Origin of the sequence: Sporosarcina sp. P29, assembly GCF_002743265.1 — a bacterium.
Classification (GTDB): domain Bacteria; phylum Bacillota; class Bacilli; order Bacillales_A; family Planococcaceae; genus Sporosarcina.
The window spans coordinates 40387-55947 of record NZ_PDYX01000018.1 but is presented as its reverse complement, the minus strand read 5'-3'; the positions used below and the strand labels follow the sequence as shown (position 1 = coordinate 55947).

General features: G+C 39.9%; 14 protein-coding genes. 9 read left to right on the top strand and 5 right to left on the bottom strand.

Annotated elements, in window-relative coordinates; all coding sequences use genetic code 11:
- Nucleotides 1–411 precede the first annotated feature (411 nt).
- The 9 genes from CSV68_RS13370 (at nucleotide 412) to CSV68_RS13325 (ending at nucleotide 11538) form a co-directional block, all read left to right on the top strand.
- On the top strand, nucleotides 412–2226 hold the full coding sequence (locus CSV68_RS13370; RefSeq protein ID WP_199175032.1) for an assimilatory sulfite reductase (NADPH) flavoprotein subunit: 1815 nt from the start codon (nucleotides 412–414) through the stop codon (nucleotides 2224–2226).
- A 23-nt stretch (nucleotides 2227–2249) separates the two neighbouring features.
- The gene (cysI, locus tag CSV68_RS13365; protein ID WP_099662372.1) at nucleotides 2250–3974 is read left to right on the top strand and encodes an assimilatory sulfite reductase (NADPH) hemoprotein subunit; all 1725 of its coding nucleotides are present in this window, start codon (nucleotides 2250–2252) and stop codon (nucleotides 3972–3974) included.
- 256 nt (nucleotides 3975–4230) lie between these two features.
- The gene (gene wrbA, locus CSV68_RS13360) at nucleotides 4231–4842 is read left to right on the top strand and encodes an NAD(P)H:quinone oxidoreductase (protein WP_099626281.1); all 612 of its coding nucleotides are present in this window, start codon (nucleotides 4231–4233) and stop codon (nucleotides 4840–4842) included.
- A gap of 1209 nt (nucleotides 4843–6051) precedes the next feature.
- Nucleotides 6052–7203, top strand: a complete 1152-nt coding sequence (locus CSV68_RS13350) for an ABC transporter substrate-binding protein (protein ID WP_099662371.1) — start codon at nucleotides 6052–6054, stop codon at nucleotides 7201–7203.
- Nucleotides 7204–7310: 107 nt separating this feature from the next.
- A complete protein-coding gene (locus CSV68_RS13345; RefSeq protein WP_099662370.1) occupies nucleotides 7311–8195 on the top strand; it encodes a branched-chain amino acid ABC transporter permease in 885 nt (294 codons plus the stop codon).
- Between the two features lie 4 nt (nucleotides 8196–8199).
- Entirely contained in the window at nucleotides 8200–9183 is a 984-nt protein-coding gene (locus CSV68_RS13340) for a branched-chain amino acid ABC transporter permease (RefSeq protein ID WP_099634733.1), read from the top strand.
- Nucleotides 9155–9928, top strand: a complete 774-nt coding sequence (locus CSV68_RS13335; RefSeq protein WP_099634732.1) for an ABC transporter ATP-binding protein — start codon at nucleotides 9155–9157, stop codon at nucleotides 9926–9928. The genes CSV68_RS13340 and CSV68_RS13335 overlap by 29 nt, the downstream gene beginning before the upstream one ends.
- Nucleotides 9921–10622 carry an ABC transporter ATP-binding protein gene (locus CSV68_RS13330; protein WP_099662369.1) on the top strand — a complete coding sequence of 234 codons (702 nt, stop codon included), beginning with the start codon at nucleotides 9921–9923 and terminating at the stop codon, nucleotides 10620–10622. Before CSV68_RS13335 ends, CSV68_RS13330 begins: the two co-directional genes overlap by 8 nt.
- Nucleotides 10623–11193: 571 nt before the next feature.
- The gene (locus CSV68_RS13325; protein WP_099662368.1) at nucleotides 11194–11538 is read left to right on the top strand and encodes a DUF6568 family protein; all 345 of its coding nucleotides are present in this window, start codon (nucleotides 11194–11196) and stop codon (nucleotides 11536–11538) included.
- A gap of 67 nt (nucleotides 11539–11605) precedes the next feature.
- Here the strand turns inward: CSV68_RS13325 and CSV68_RS13320 are convergent, their stop codons facing one another.
- From CSV68_RS13320 to sat, 5 genes are read right to left on the bottom strand one after another with little or no spacing between them, the layout of a single operon-like run.
- Nucleotides 11606–12241: an NAD(P)-dependent oxidoreductase gene (locus CSV68_RS13320; protein ID WP_099662367.1), complete on the bottom strand. Its 636-nt coding sequence runs from the start codon at nucleotides 12239–12241 to the stop codon at nucleotides 11606–11608.
- Nucleotides 12222–12983, bottom strand: coding sequence for a sirohydrochlorin chelatase (locus CSV68_RS13315; RefSeq protein ID WP_099662366.1), 762 nt, complete (start codon nucleotides 12981–12983; stop codon nucleotides 12222–12224). The genes CSV68_RS13320 and CSV68_RS13315 overlap by 20 nt, the downstream gene beginning before the upstream one ends.
- Nucleotides 12980–13756 carry a uroporphyrinogen-III C-methyltransferase gene (gene cobA, locus CSV68_RS13310; protein WP_099662365.1) on the bottom strand — a complete coding sequence of 259 codons (777 nt, stop codon included), beginning with the start codon at nucleotides 13754–13756 and terminating at the stop codon, nucleotides 12980–12982. Before cobA ends, CSV68_RS13315 begins: the two co-directional genes overlap by 4 nt.
- A 12-nt stretch (nucleotides 13757–13768) precedes the next feature.
- On the bottom strand, nucleotides 13769–14365 hold the full coding sequence (gene cysC / locus CSV68_RS13305; protein ID WP_099635154.1) for an adenylyl-sulfate kinase: 597 nt from the start codon (nucleotides 14363–14365) through the stop codon (nucleotides 13769–13771).
- An 11-nt stretch (nucleotides 14366–14376) separates the two neighbouring features.
- Complete coding sequence (sat, locus tag CSV68_RS13300; protein WP_099662364.1) at nucleotides 14377–15519, bottom strand: sulfate adenylyltransferase; 1143 nt, start codon at nucleotides 15517–15519, stop codon at nucleotides 14377–14379.
- Nucleotides 15520–15561: the final 42 nt, after the last annotated feature.

Genomic DNA, 15561 nt, shown 5'->3' with positions numbered 1-15561 from the left:
TTCATGTGAGTCCTCCTTGGTTATAATTAGGGGTCAAGCCGTCGACGCCTTGACACCCCGAATCATACCAAGGGGACTTTTCTATTTCAATAGGGTTCCACTAACCAAACAGGAATGCTCCCGATGGATCAGCGCGGGCCTTGAGACCCCACAGGAAGCGAAGCTGACGAGTAGGCTCAAGGTCGCGCCCATGGGAAAGCGTCCCTCCGAAGCGCAAATCCCCACCCCAGCAAAAATTCCAACTACTCTATTTCTACAAAGTTTACTTTACTATATTAAATGCCTACTTGACTAATAGGATTAATCATAATACAATGAAATCATCTTAAAAATAGTTGTCAGTCTAGTCAGATTTTCTGCAACATTAAGCGATTATAAAAAATACAATAAGAGGTTGCGAGGGTGATGAATATGGCGTTACAAGTATCGAACAGTCCTTTTAGTGAAGAACAAGTAGAATTGCTCAATCGTTTATTGCCGAACATTACAGAAACACAGCAAAGTTGGCTTAGTGGTTATTTAACAGCTATCTGCTCAGCTTCAGTACCATCGGGTGGCGTCGCTGTATTAGAGCGTCCCGCTATCGAAGTTCCGACGGCAGTAAAAGAAATAACTATACTTTATGGCTCCCAAACAGGCAACGGGCAGGGAATCGCAGAACAAGCGGCAGCTAAGTTAAAAGAGAAATCTTTTGATGTGACTATACAGTCTATGAATGATTTCAAACCCAATAACCTGAAGAAAATTGAAAATCTATTGCTTGTCATCAGTACACATGGAGAAGGAGATCCACCTGATACAGCCTTACCATTTTTTGAATTCTTGCATGGAAAACGTGCCCCGAAACTAGGTCATCTTCATTATTCAGTATTGGCACTTGGCGATAGCTCATACGAATTCTTCTGTAAGACGGGCGCTGATTTCGATCAGAAACTATCCGACCTTGGCGCTGTTTCGTTAGCACCACGTGTAGATTGTGATTTGGATTATGATGAGCCGGCAGCACAGTGGCTAGCGGCGGTGGAAGTTTCATTAGAAATCCAAACGGGTGGTCAATCGGCTGCAGCTAGTGTGGAAATTGAAACTACATCTTCTACTCAGTATTCACGCACGAATCCATTTAAAGCGGAAGTACTTGAAAATATTAACCTAAACGGCCGAGGTTCTAATAAAGAGACGCGTCATGTGGAGATTTCATTAGAAGGCTCTGGACTGACATATGAACCGGGCGATAGTGTAGGGATTTTTCCAACGAACAATCCCGACTTAATCGATGAGATTATTCAACTAGGGAATTGGAATGCAGAAGAAACCGTCGAAATTAACTCACAAGGTGAACGCCGTGCTTTACGCATTGCTTTACTGAATCACTTAGAGATTACTGTAGTAACTAAACCGTTACTTGAAAAACTATCTAATTACTCTGAGTCAGAAGAGTTGAAGCGAATTATAAAAAAAGAACATGCAGAAGAACTTCGTGCGTATGTCGATGGACGCGATTTACTAGATGCATTAAAGGACTTCGGACCAGTAGAAGCTTCAGAACAACAGCTGGTGGGGATACTTCGTAAATTGCCAGCGAGATTATATTCAATTGCAAGTAGTCTAGAAGCGAATCCTGAAGAAGTGCATCTGACAATTGGTGTTGTTCGTTACGAAGCGCATGGTCGCGACAGACAAGGCGTTTGCTCTATTCAATGTGCAGAAAACCTTGAGCCAGGAGATACATTACCAATCTATATCCATAAAAATGATAATTTCCGTTTACCTGCTAATTCCGAAACACCGATCATCATGATAGGGCCAGGAACGGGTATCGCGCCATTCCGTTCATTTATTGAAGAACGTAGTGAAACAGGAGCAGAAGGAAAGTCTTGGTTGTTCTTTGGGGATCAGCATTATGTGACAGATTTCTATTATCAGACGGAATGGCAAAATTACGTGAAGGATGGTGCATTAACACGCCTGGATGTAGCATTTTCACGTGACACGGATGAAAAAGTATATGTACAGCATCGTATGAAGCAAGCAAGTCAAGAACTGTACCAATGGATTGAAGAAGGTGCAGTGATTTATGTGTGTGGTGATGAACAGAACATGGCAAAAGACGTCCATGCGACGTTATTAGAAATCCTTCAACAAGAAGGCGGCAAATCACTTGAAGAAGCTGAAGCATTCATTACACAGTTAGTTCAAGAAAAGCGCTATCAGAGAGATGTCTATTAAGTAATTTGAAGGGGAGTGGGAGCATGTCTTCAACAACAAAACCGATCCATATACAAGATGGAGCACCGAGTGATGTAGAAGAAATTAAAATTGAAAGTGATTACTTGCGTGGAAACCTCATCGAAACGATGAATGATTCCATCAGTTCAGGAATTCCAGATGATGATAACCGTCTAATGAAATTTCACGGAAGTTATTTGCAGGATGACCGAGATCTACGGGTAGAGCGTCAGCGTCAAAAGTTAGAGCCGGCCTATCAATTCATGATCCGCGTGCGTACACCAGCTGGCTTCGCTACGCCAAAGCAATGGCTGGTTATGGATGAACTGGCACATAAATATGGTAACGGTACATTGAAGTTAACGACACGCCAAGCATTCCAGATGCATGGAATTTTGAAATGGAATATGAAAAAGAATATTCAAGAAATGAATGACGCGTTACTGGATTCTATTGCGGCTTGTGGTGACGTCAACCGAAACGTCATGTGCAGCCCGAACCCAAATCAATCGTCAGTTCACGCAGAAATATATGAGTGGTCGAAGCGATTAAGCTTGGACTTATTGCCACAAACAACGGCTTATCATGAAATTTGGTTGGATGAGGAAAAGGTTGTGGATACGGCAGGGGAAGAAGTAGAGCCAATCTACGGCGCGACGTATTTGCCTAGAAAGTTCAAGATTGGAATTGCGGTACCTCCAATGAATGATATTGATGTATTTTCTCAAGACATTGGGTTGATTGCGATAGTCGAAGACGAAAAACTAGTCGGCTTCAACGTTGCTGTAGGTGGCGGTATGGGAATGGCGCATGGAGATGAGCAGACGTACCCTCAGTTAGGTCGTTTGATTGGATTCGTACCTGCAGATCAAGTAGTAGAAGTAGCGAAGCATTTAATGATGATCCAACGTGATAACGGAAATCGTTCTGTACGAAAGTATGCACGATTCAAGTACACGATTGATTCTCGCGGACTTGATTGGTTAATTGGAGAGCTTCATAATCGTCTAGGTTGGGAATTGGAAGAGACACGCCCTTATCACTTTGATCATAATGGTGACCGCTATGGATGGGTGCCAGCAGAAAATACAAGCTGGAATTATACGTTCTTCATTGAAAACGGTCGTGTGCGTGATACTGAAAACTATAAACTGATGACTGCTCTTCGTGAAATTGCAGAGATCCATACAGGTGATTTCCGTCTGAGTCCGAATCAAAACTTAGTTCTAGGCGATGTAGCTGATTCAAATAAGAAGAATATAGAAGAGATTATTGCGAAGTATGGTTTGGAGTCTCCAGCTGAGCAGTCGGCATTACGTAGAAACTCCATGGCATGTGTATCACTGCCGACATGTGGTTTGGCAATGGCAGAGGCAGAACGTTATTTACCTTCACTGATCACAAAAATCGAGGGCTTGCTAGATGAAGCTGGACTTGGCGATGAAGAGATCGTGACGCGTATGACAGGATGCCCGAATGGATGTGCACGTCCAGCGATAGCGGAAATAGGCTTTATCGGTAAGGGACCAGGCAAATATAATATGTACTTAGGTGGCGGCTTTACGGGGCAACGCTTAAGCAAGATTTACCGTGAAAATATTGGAGAAGAAGAGATATTAAGTGAGTTAGGACCTATATTGAAACGTTATGCGAAAGAACGCGATGACGGTGAACACTTCGGGGACTTTGTAATCCGTGCTGGAATTGTTGCAGAAACTACGGATGGAACGAATTTTCATAAGGTATAAGTCGATAAGTAGGGCAGCTAAAGTAAAATCTAGCTGTCCTTTTTGAATTGTAGTATTGGATTGTTAACGAATTCATTAAGATAATTTTTTTACTGTTGCACCTCAACCTCAATTGAAAAGTAAGTTGATTTGGTATAAAAATTATATGTATGGAGATGATTAGTAATAGAAATAACGGGGAAAGGAAGAAGGAATGGGTTCTCATAGTATGAGCCCTTAATGAAACAATATTTATCAAACTGAAGGAGATGTTAGGATGTCAAAAGTTAAGTTAGCAGTAATTTTTTACAGTATGGGTGGAACGAATTATCAATTAGCAAAGTGGGCAGAGGCAAGTGCGAAAGAAGCAGGTGCTGATGTGAAAATTTTAAAAGTACAAGAACTGGCTCCACAATCAGTAGTTGAAAACAATGATGTATGGAAAGCAACAGCTGATGCAACAAAAGATATTCCAGTAGCTACATCAGATGATATTGAATGGGCAGACGCTATTATTTTCAGTACGCCAACACGCTTTGGTAATATGGCTTCTCAAATGAAACAATTTCTTGATACACAGGGTGGGATATGGGCAAAAGGAAAGACTATAAATAAGGTTGTAAGTGCTATGTCTTCTGCTCAAAATCCACATGGCGGTCAAGAAGCAACCATCCTATCGCTATATACTTCGATGATGCATTGGGGTGCGATTATCGTTCCACCAGGATATTCGGATCCAGTAATCTTTGGTGCGGGTGGAAACCCTTATGGAACTAGTGTTACAGTCGGCCCGTCCGGTGAAATGATTGAAGATGTAGAAGCTGCTGTTAAATATCAAGCTAAGCGTACAGTCACTGTGGCAGAGTGGGTTAAAAAAGGAATTCAATAAATAAATGTCGTTGAAAAACTCTGTCTAAATAGGCAGGGTTTTTCTATGTTCTTGATTGATCAATGAATCAAACTTTAAAAATAGTGTGCGAATTCAGCTTGTAAGCATTTACTTGTTTATGCGCTAAAGCATTGCGGAATACTACTAATAACAATGATATTCCAACAGTACCTGGCTCCATCTACACAAATGGAGACGTAGTAAACGTTACATATGAATCTTCTATGTTTGGAGAAGAAATTAAATCTTTCATGAACAAGTAATTGATCGAAACTATATAAATGAATCCTTAATTCGATAATGAATTAGGGATCTTTTAACTAATGAGCTGTTTTCAAGGAAAGGTTTGCTGTAGTTCGTTTAGAAACATTTTATCTCTTCTGTATTATGGAGATAAATAAGCTCGATAGCTTCTTTTAGATATGCTCTGCGCTTTGTACGATCCGCTATGTATCGCTTCATACTATCCGCCTTCAGGAAATTAATACAGATAAATCCCATATCGTTCATCATAGATTTTCACAATTTTATCACGGATCATTTTGGCCAATGAGGGACCTGAGCTACTTGTTGATACACCGATAAGCAGTTTACCACGGGTAGTGACAGCGGGAATTTGCTCAGTGGCTAACAACGGATTGGAAGCGTAAACGACTAGTTTTTATACCTCTTTATATTGTGTGATTATGGCATAAGAAATTTGAAGAGACCTAATTTAATTAGGTCTTTTTGTCTGCTTACCGACGTAAAGTAATAGATAGGACAATAATAAAAATGAAAAGAGTAACCATATAAACTAGTAAATTACTGACTAGTCACTGCTCTGCAAAAGTGAAACCATTTAATATAACAAGATTACTAATGGTAGAGAGTGTGCCGTAACAACTCACTGCGAAGATAGCCATAAGTGGATCTATCCAGTTTATTGAAATGTTTTACATTATCTGCAATTAAGAAATGAATATTTATAATGCAAATGATGGTTTTAAATATTTGAAATATTATACCTATACTAATAATAATAAGGTATAATCAAAATATTAGTTATATCACTATTTTGTCACGTAAAATCAGAAGCTCATATTCGATAAGTCATAGGATAACCAGAGTTGTGACAAATGAAAATGCCAAATGGTATAACTAACAAATTATTGAGAGTTGTGTAATTCTCAATGATTGAAATTTCAATCAAATAGGGGGCTGGGTAGAATGAGTAAAAGAAGTAAACTCTTGTTTACAGTTTTAATGGCTTTCACATTAGTAATGTTAGTCGCATGTGGAAACTCATCAACAGATGATACTGAAAGTGAAGATTCTGATGATGTTGTAAAAGCAAAAGTAGGCGTTATTTCATACTTAACTGGTCCAGGTGCTAGTTATGGTGAAGCGATTACAAACGGAATCAATCTTGCACACAAAGAAATTACTGAAGTAGGAGAAGTCGACATCGAGTTGAAGATTGAAGACTCTGCTGGCAAACAAGAAGAAGCATTATCAGTTGCACAAAAATTAATGAACTCAGAAAATGTAGATGCAATTATTGGACCTACATTAAGTACTGAAATGCAAATTGTTGGACCAGAAGCAGATTTAAACGGAGTTCCGATTCTAGGTACATCAAACACAGCTGAAGGTATTCCACAACTTGGAGAATATGTATTCAGAAACTCGATTCCTGAGACGTTAGCAATTCCTGCATCTGTGCAGAAAGCTATTGATAAATATGGCGCGAAAAAAGTTGCTATTTTATACGGCAATGATGATGTATTCACAAAAGCAGGATATGACACGATGAAGCAAGTTGCTGAAGATTTAGATTTAGAAGTTTTAACAACAGAAACTTTCCAGTTAGGACAATCTGATTATAAAGCTCAATTAACAAAAATTAAGAGCCTTAACCCAGATTTAGTTTTAGCTTCTGCTCTTTATAATGAAGGTGCAGTAATTCTTGATCAAGCCCGCAAAATGGGAATTGACGTACCATTTGTTGGCGGTAATGGTTTTAACTCACCGGAAGTCATTAAAATTGCTGGTGATGCTGCAAATGGTTTAATCGTTGCAACTCCTTGGTTCTCTAAGAAAGACGACGAGAAAGTGAAAAAGTTTGTTGAAGATTATGAAGCGGCTTACGGTATGGAGCCAGACCAGTTCGCAGCACAAGCATATGATGGTTTTTATGTAATGGCTGAAGCAATTAAAAATGCTGGTGAAGCAGATCGTGATGCGATTCGTGATGCACTTGCTGAAATTAAAGATTTTGAAGGTGTTCTAGGAAATATGTCATTTGATGAAGAAGGCGACATTATTATGGAGCCAACTGTTTTAATTATTGAAGGTGACGAATACGTAGTATTTGAATAATTTTTAAGGATAGGGGCTGGGGGTTTCCCAGCCTTATTGTTTTCCTAAATAACTTACGAAAAATGAGATTGATTAAATAAGTCGAAAATGAAGAAGGAGGAGGACTATTGCTAATTGAACAATTAATAAATGGGTTAACATTAGGGAGTATCTATGTCATTGTTGCGCTAGGTTACACCCTTGTATTTGGTGTATTAAACGTAGTGAATATGGGGCACGGTGAAATCTTTATGTTCGGAGCATTTATGGGCGTCGTCGTCACGAATATATTAGGTTGGCCATTATACATTGCATTTGTTGTTGCCATTGTAGTGACAGGAATTTTAGGCTATTTTCTGGAAACGTTTGCGCTAAGACCATTACGAGGAAAAGAAGGTGTCTCACATCTTGCGCCTTTAATAAGTACAATCGGAGTTTCTATTTTTCTTGAGAACGTCGCACATCACTTTTTTGGTTCAGGTAACCACCCATTCCGTACATCACTTTCGGAATTAAAATTCGTTTTAGGATCAACAACTGTTTACTACGTTCAAATTATTATTTTCGTTATTGCTATTTTACTTATGTTCGGACTTACTTTTTGGTTATCTAAAACAAAGGCAGGAAAAGCATTACGTGCAAGTGCGGAAAACTTAGCAGTAGCCAGTCTTCTCGGTGTAAATACGAAGAGAACGATAACGCAAACCGTTATTATTGCATCGGCAATGGGCGGAATCGCTGGGATTTTAGTTGGAATAGCTTTCAACTCTGTTAACCCTCAAATGGGTTTATCTTTCGGACTTAAAGGATTAGCTATTATTATTTTAGGTGGCTTAGGTAATGTAAGGGGGGCCATGGTAGGTGGCTTGATTTTAGGGATGGCTGAAACATTTATCGTAGCCTATGGAGATTCAGGTTATCGTGATGCTGTTGCGTTTATCGCAATCATTGTTATTTTAATCGTACGACCACAAGGAATCTTTGGAACAGCTACAACTGGAAGAAAGGGTTGATTAGATGTTAGGCGAATTAATAAACCCGTATTATCTACAAGTTAGTTCTTTTATTTTAATCAATATTATTCTGGCTGTTAGTATATACATAACGCTTGGAACGGGACAATTATCACTGGGTCACGCAGGTTTTATGAGTATAGGCGCGTACACAACAGCTATTCTAACGCTACATTATAATATGCCACTTGTACTCGGTGTCATTATAGCTGCGATCTTTACAGGGATTGTTGGGACATTAATTGGTATACCAGCTTTAAGATTGCAAGGTGTTTATCTCGCTATTGCAACACTTGGGTTTGGTGAAGTCGTTCGAGTCCTTTTCATTAACTGGGATGGTTTAACAAACGGTGCAATTGGCTTATCAGGCATTCCGCATCTTGGAAGAGAAATATTTAGTTTAAGTAAAAGTATGGGAATAGAACCTGATATGTTTGGGTTGAAAAATAACCAATTCATAAGTTTAGCTGTCTTTTTTGTCTTACTTATTATAACGATTTCAGTCATTTGGTTCTTTGTAAGACAAAATAATTCTAGAATTGGACGTGCTTTCTCCGCTATTAAAATGGATGAAGAAGCATCAGAAGCAATGGGTATTAATATTACGTATTACAAAGTGTTAGCTTTCGGTCAGGGCGCAATGTTGGCAGGATTTGCAGGCGCATTATATGCCCATTTAATGGCGTACATTAGCCCATCAGACTTTGATTATCACAGAGCAGTAGAAATATTAATATTTTCTATCTTTGGCGGAAGTGAGGTTATATGGGGATCCATATTCGGAGCTGTGTTCTTATCTGCAATGCCGGAATTCCTACGTTTTATCAACGAATATCGATTTATGATTTATGGCGCGCTTCTGGTTCTTATGATGGCGTTCCGTCCACAAGGAATTATCGATGTGAATATGGTGAACCGATTTAAACGATTGAAACCTAAGAAGAAAGGGGAGGAAAAGCATGGTACTGGAAATAAAGAAGATCAGTAAAAACTTTGGTGGTATCCAAGCTTTAACCGATGTCTCATTTTCAGTGGAAGAAGGCGAAATTCTTGGTTTAATTGGGCCTAATGGTGCTGGGAAAACGACGATGTTTAATATGATTACAGCTATGTATCCTCCTAGTTCTGGTGAAATATCGTTTGTTGGTAATCCACTTTCAAATCTGAAGCCACATCAAATCACTGAAAAAGGTATCTGTCGTACATTTCAAAATATCCGTTTGTTTTCTGACTTAACAGTACGTGAAAACGTTATGGTAGGTAATCATTGCCGACTAAAAACTAATGTGATGCAAAGTGTTTTTCGTACGAAAGCTCAAAAAGCAGAAGAAGCTAGAGTCTTGGCGACTTCAGATGAGATACTAGAAGTTGTCGGCTTAGCGAATGACAAGGAAACGATTGCAAAAAACCTTTCATACGGTGCACAGCGAAGATTAGAAATCGCAAGAGCTTTAGCGAGTAGACCAAAGTTAATTCTTCTTGACGAACCAGCAGCTGGTATGAATGAAAAAGAAACGAATGATTTATTTAATTTAATTAAAAAAATCCAAACATTAGATATTACAGTGCTACTGATCGAACATGATATGCCACTAGTGATGCGTGTATGTAATAGAATTATCGTTTTGAACTTTGGTAAAAAAATTGCAGAAGGTACACCGAGCAGTATTCAAAACAATAAAGAAGTAATTGAAGCCTACCTCGGGGTTGAGGAGGAAGATGAGCTTGCTTAAACTAGATAACATCAGTACCTTTTATGGTAAAATTCAAGCGTTAAAAAGCATAGATATAGCTGTAGAAGAAGGGACGATCGTAACGATTTTAGGTGCCAATGGTGCGGGCAAGACGACGATGATGAATACCATCGCAGGGCTTTTAAAACCTAAAGAAGGTACAATCCATTATTTAGGGAAAGATGTTACAGGCCGTCGACCAGACCAGCTTTTAAGAAATGGTTTAGCACTTGTTCCAGAGGGCCGAGGTATTTTGGCAACAATGACTGTTTTAGAAAACTTGGAAATGGGTGCATATCACCGAAGTGATTCCGAAGTTGGCGCGGATATTGAAAAAGTGATGGATCGCTTTCCAATTCTGAGAGAACGAAAAGAGCAATACGGTGGTACACTTTCAGGTGGACAACAACAAATGTTAGCGATTGCCAGAGTGATTATGTCTAGACCAAAGCTTCTTTTACTAGATGAACCTTCAATGGGTCTAGCACCGATAATCGTTGCTGATATATTTAAAATTATTAAAGAGATTAATGAAGCAGGTACGACTGTATTACTTGTTGAACAAAATGCGCGACAAGCCTTAAAAGTAGCAGATCGTGGGTATGTACTTGAAAATGGGAAAGTAGTTGCTTCTGGTACTGCTAAAGAATTACTGCAAGATGATACGATTAAGAAAGCTTATTTAGGTCATTAATCAAGATTGAAAAGGTAGTGGAACTTTGCTACCTTTTTTTATTTTGTTAAAATAGAAAAAATTTTAAACCTAGACCTAAACCTTTACTTAAATAAAATTTTCACTTGGTGTGAATAATATGAACTTCCATGAATCTTAGAAAGTTAGAGATAGAGGGATTATCATTGATCGTATTCCAACGGGTATCAAACATTGTATCGCGTACATAACAGATTAAGAGTTGGGCATGTGACATGGGATCATCCATGACAAGGAGATGATTATGTAGCTACAAGTGTGATGGCCATTCCAGCGCATGACGTCAATCTGTTTATGAACATAGTAGTAGGCATGAGCATAAGCTATATCTTAAACGGTTTTGGAAAACAACAGGACTGTTCTAGTAAATGAATTAGTCTTGATTGAGTTTTCGATAACACAGGCTATAATGACGACAGGATGGATGGGAATATCGTTCACGCCTATCCGTTTGTAAAAAGTTTCTTGAAAGAGTGAACCCATAAGCAGATTTGTTTGAGTCGCTATACAATGCGGTATACTACTACTAACAAAGAAAGGAGACTGATCATAAATGAATTATGAAGAAAATATAGCTAGTTTTGATAAAATTGATTCAGCAAGAGCAGACGAACTAGTAAAAGGGAACGGCGAGGCTGTAATCTACGTCGGTAAATCCGTATGTCCTTACTGCCAAATCTTCGTTGAGAAACTCAACAAAGTAGCCAAAGAAACGGATACCCACATCTATTACGTTAACAGTATTGAAAACGCTGATATGAAAGGTGTTTCTGCCTTCCGTAATGAGTACGACATTCCAACAGTACCTGGTTTTATCTACACAAATGGAGACACAGTAAACGTTAAATGTGATTCTTCTATGTCTGAAGAAGAAATTAAATCTTACATGAACAAGTAATCGATCGAAAACTATATAAAAAGATCCTTAATTCGTAAGTGAATTAAGGATCTTTTTTATTTCATATTTAATTAACGAGCTGTTCTGAAGGAGAGGTTTGCTGTAGTTCGTTCAGAAATGTTTGACGCTCTTCTGTGTTATGGAGATAAATAGGCTCGATAGCTTCTTTCAGCCATGCTCTGCGCTCTGCACGATCTGCTACATGCTGCTTCACATAATGTCTAACAGTAGCGAGAAAATCCAGATACTCCTCATATCGTTCATCATAGGTTTCAGCAATTTCGTCACGGATCTTTTTGGCCAATGAAGGACTTGAGCCACTTGTTGATACACTGATGATCAGTTTACCACGTGTAGTAACAGCGGGAATCTGTGCAGTGCCTAAAGACGGATTGGAAGCGTGAACGACTAGTTTTCCTGCATCTTTCAATTGCTTGGCAAGGTGATCATTCACTGCTTCGTTATCTGTTACGAGCAGGGTAAGAAAAGCGTTCGCAACATCTTCCCATTCCGCTTCTTTTGTAATGAGCGTAACCATCCCTTGCAGTTCAAGTTCCGCAAAAGATGGATGAAATTCAGGGCTGACAATTGTAGGATGAATACCGAACCGATGTAGGTTGAGTGCTTTGTGATATGCGACGTGCCCGCCACCGACTAAGAAAATATTAGATTCATCCATGTTTTCAAGCATGATGGGGAACATAGAGATCACGTTTCCTTTCTGCTGCTTCATTAGCCCTTTCATTCAGAATCGCATGAATTACTGGATCATAGCCTAGTTCGGGGCAGAGATGAATAGCGGTTGTGGTTTGGGTTTTCTTTAGTGTTCGTTCAATTGATTTCATTAAAATACCGGTGAATAATAAATACGGTAAAATGTACAGATTTTTAGGTTGGTGTTCTAGTAGCCGTTCAAGTTCATTTTCATAAAAAGGCTCGCAAGCTGCTAGATAGCCGACATGAACATTTTGAAGCTTGGTTTTCTCTTGGAATATTCTTTTGATTTTCGCAAAATCTTCTTTCGTAGCCGGGTCACTACTGCCTCTTCCAATCAATAAAATGGATGCATCGTTAGGGATTACTTCTGTCGTTTCATGCAATCGTTCGATTAGTACATCAACCATACGTTCATCCACGCCAATTGGATCACCATAGTAAACAGGAATATCAGGATAACTCATCATGACGTCTTGTAGCTCTGTAGGAATGTCCACGTTGGCATGGCCCGCGCGCAATAATAGAAAGGGGATAGCAATAATTTCTGTTGCACCCCGTTCTATACAGCGTGCGACACCTACTGCGATAGATGGATCAGCGAGTTCAAGGAAACACGCTTCTTGAATAGGGGCCACTTCGGTTTCCATCGTCTTCTCAATGAAGGCCGAAGCAGCCTGCTGTCCTTTCTTTACGCGGCTACCATGGCAAATATATAGGATCGCTCTCATACTATCGTCTCATGCAAACGACGTTCTTCGCTCGATTCCTCGAACCATTGCAATTCGTCACGTAAGCGGACCACTTCACCAATAACAATCATGCTAGGGTTTTTGACTTCTTCAAGTCGTGCCGTATCTGTCATGGTGGAAAGTGTTGCAGTAACTGTGCGCTGCGTCTCTGTAGTACCCCAATGAATGAATGCAACGGGTGTGTCTGGATCTTTGCCGTGTTGAATTAATTGTTTCTGGATATAGGGAAGATTGCTGACACCCATGTAAATGGCCAGTGTATCAATTCCTTTGGCGAGGGCCTGCCATTTCTCAGCCTCTTCGGCACCTTCCTTACGATGGCCCGTGACGATTGCAAATGATGCACTGTAATCACGGTGAGTAACGGGAATCCCTGCATAGGCAGGAGCTGCGATTCCAGACGTGATGCCCGGGATCACTTCGAATGGGATGTGATGCTTCACCACAAACGCTGCTTCTTCACCGCCGCGACCGAATATAAATGGATCGCCGCCTTTCAGACGTACGACTCGTTTACCTTGCTTCGCATGTTTAACCAATAAGAAATTGATCATATCCTGCTGGACGAAATGATGCTTCGGAAGCTTGCCTACAAAAATCAATTCCGCATCCGGCTTCGCATGAGTCAAAATTTCTTGATTGATCAGTCTGTCATAAAGAATTACATCCGCTTGCTGTATAGCTTTCACCGCTTTGACGGTCAATAAATCAGGATCTCCAGGACCCGCTCCGACTAGCCAAACTTTACCCATTCCAATCACTCCTTAATTAATCCATTTTTTATCACGTAAGTAGTCGATTAATTGCTCGACACACTCTTCCACAGTATATTGATCCGTTTTTAATGTAAGTTCAGGTTTTACTGGTACTTCATAAGGTGATGAAATTCCGGTGAATTCAGGAATGACACCGGCACGTGCTTTTTCATATAATCCCTTTGGATCACGTTCTTCACAAGCACCAAGAGGGCAACTAATATATACTTCAACAAATTCATCCTCTTCTACCAAACGTCTGACGCTGTCTCGATCTTCTTGGAAAGGAGAGATGAATGCGGTGAATACGAGCTGACCACTATCTATGAATAATTTCGAAACTTCGCCAATGCGACGAATGTTTTCTTTACGTGCTTCATCAGAGAAGCCGAGGTCCTTATTTAAGCCATGACGGACATTATCGCCGTCAAGTACATAAGTGTTAGCACCAAGATCATGCAATCGGCGCGCGGCTGCATTGGCAATTGTAGATTTCCCTGAACCGGATAGGCCGGTGAAGTAGAGTACTGCGCTATGATGTTTGTTTTTTATACGCTGTTCTTCTTTTGAGATTAATTGATCATGCCATACAATGTTCTTTGCCATATCGTTTCCCCTCACTTCGCCAGTTCTTTTTCTTGTAAACCATTAATCAGTACATCAACTACTTCTTTACGACTGAATTCTGGTGGAGGCAAGATGCCGTTTTTCAACATCTCACGTACCTTAGTTCCCGAAAGGATTACATGGTTTTCACTAGTGTGCGGGCAAGTTTTAGGCGTTGCCATATTGCCGCAAGTTTTACAGAAGAAGCTATGTTCAAAGAACAGTAATGTGATGCCGATTTCTTCCGCTGTGAAGTTCGAGAAGATTTCTTGTGCCTCGTATGTGCCGTAATAATCCCCAACACCTGCATGGTCACGCCCAACGATGAAGTGTGTGCAACCGTAATTTTTACGTACAAGTGCATGGAAGATGGCTTCGCGTGGTCCTGCATAACGCATGGCAGCAGGGAAGACAGCCAGCTTCACACGATCTTTAGGATAGTAGTCACGTAGTAATACTTGATAACTTTCCATCCGGACATCGGCGGGAATATCGTCTGACTTAGTTTCGCCGACTAGCGGGTTGAGCAAAAGTGCATCAACAATCTCAAGTGCAGTTTTTTGGATATACTCATGTGCACGATGCACAGGATTACGCGTTTGGAATCCGACAATGGTCTTCCATCCATTATTTTCAAATGCTTGACGAGTTTCGGAAGGATCGAAATAAAATTCAGCGAAATCTTTCTGTTCTATTCGTCTGATTAGTTTAATCGGTCCGCCAAGATAGATATGGCCACGATCGAGTAACTTCGCAACACCTGGGTGTGCACGGTCAGCTGTTTTATAAACTTTCTCAGCTTCGATTTGTTGATCAGGTTCGAAGATATCGGTAATTTCAAGTGTACCGTAGATATCGCCTTGATAATCGAGTAAAACCGTATCGCCTACGGAGTAAGCCGAACTGTCTTTAACGGGTAGTGTAATTGGTAAACTCCATATTGTACCATCTGCTAAACGAATATCATTGACGACTGCATGATAATCTTTAGAAGTTAAAAAACCAGTTAACGGGCTGTATGCACCCGTTGCTATTAATTCCAAATCACTTACTGATGTAGCATCAATTGAGACTGTTTTATGCAGTCCCTCAATGGAGAGAGCGGGATCGTATAAATTAACTAAATTACCGCCATGTGGTTGTATTGTTGTCATTATTTGAACACCTATCCTTTTCATTTTAATAAGTCATATAGA

Excerpts from the sequence above, each read along its gene's own strand:
- CSV68_RS13315 (WP_099662366.1), bottom strand. The coding sequence starts at position 12,983 with ATGAGAGCGATCCTATATATTTGCCATGGTAGCCGCGTAAAGAAAGGA.
- sat (WP_099662364.1), bottom strand. The coding sequence starts at position 15,519 with ATGACAACAATACAACCACATGGCGGTAATTTAGTTAATTTATACGAT.
- cysI (WP_099662372.1), top strand. The coding sequence starts at position 2,250 with ATGTCTTCAACAACAAAACCGATCCATATACAAGATGGAGCACCGAGT.
- CSV68_RS13340 (WP_099634733.1), top strand. The coding sequence starts at position 8,200 with ATGTTAGGCGAATTAATAAACCCGTATTATCTACAAGTTAGTTCTTTT.
- CSV68_RS13370 (WP_199175032.1), top strand. The coding sequence starts at position 412 with ATGGCGTTACAAGTATCGAACAGTCCTTTTAGTGAAGAACAAGTAGAA.
- CSV68_RS13320 (WP_099662367.1), bottom strand. The coding sequence starts at position 12,241 with ATGTTCCCCATCATGCTTGAAAACATGGATGAATCTAATATTTTCTTA.
- cobA (WP_099662365.1), bottom strand. The coding sequence starts at position 13,756 with ATGGGTAAAGTTTGGCTAGTCGGAGCGGGTCCTGGAGATCCTGATTTA.
- CSV68_RS13325 (WP_099662368.1), top strand. The coding sequence starts at position 11,194 with ATGAATTATGAAGAAAATATAGCTAGTTTTGATAAAATTGATTCAGCA.
- CSV68_RS13350 (WP_099662371.1), top strand. The coding sequence starts at position 6,052 with ATGAGTAAAAGAAGTAAACTCTTGTTTACAGTTTTAATGGCTTTCACA.
- CSV68_RS13335 (WP_099634732.1), top strand. The coding sequence starts at position 9,155 with ATGGTACTGGAAATAAAGAAGATCAGTAAAAACTTTGGTGGTATCCAA.
- cysC (WP_099635154.1), bottom strand. The coding sequence starts at position 14,365 with ATGGCAAAGAACATTGTATGGCATGATCAATTAATCTCAAAAGAAGAA.
- wrbA (WP_099626281.1), top strand. The coding sequence starts at position 4,231 with ATGTCAAAAGTTAAGTTAGCAGTAATTTTTTACAGTATGGGTGGAACG.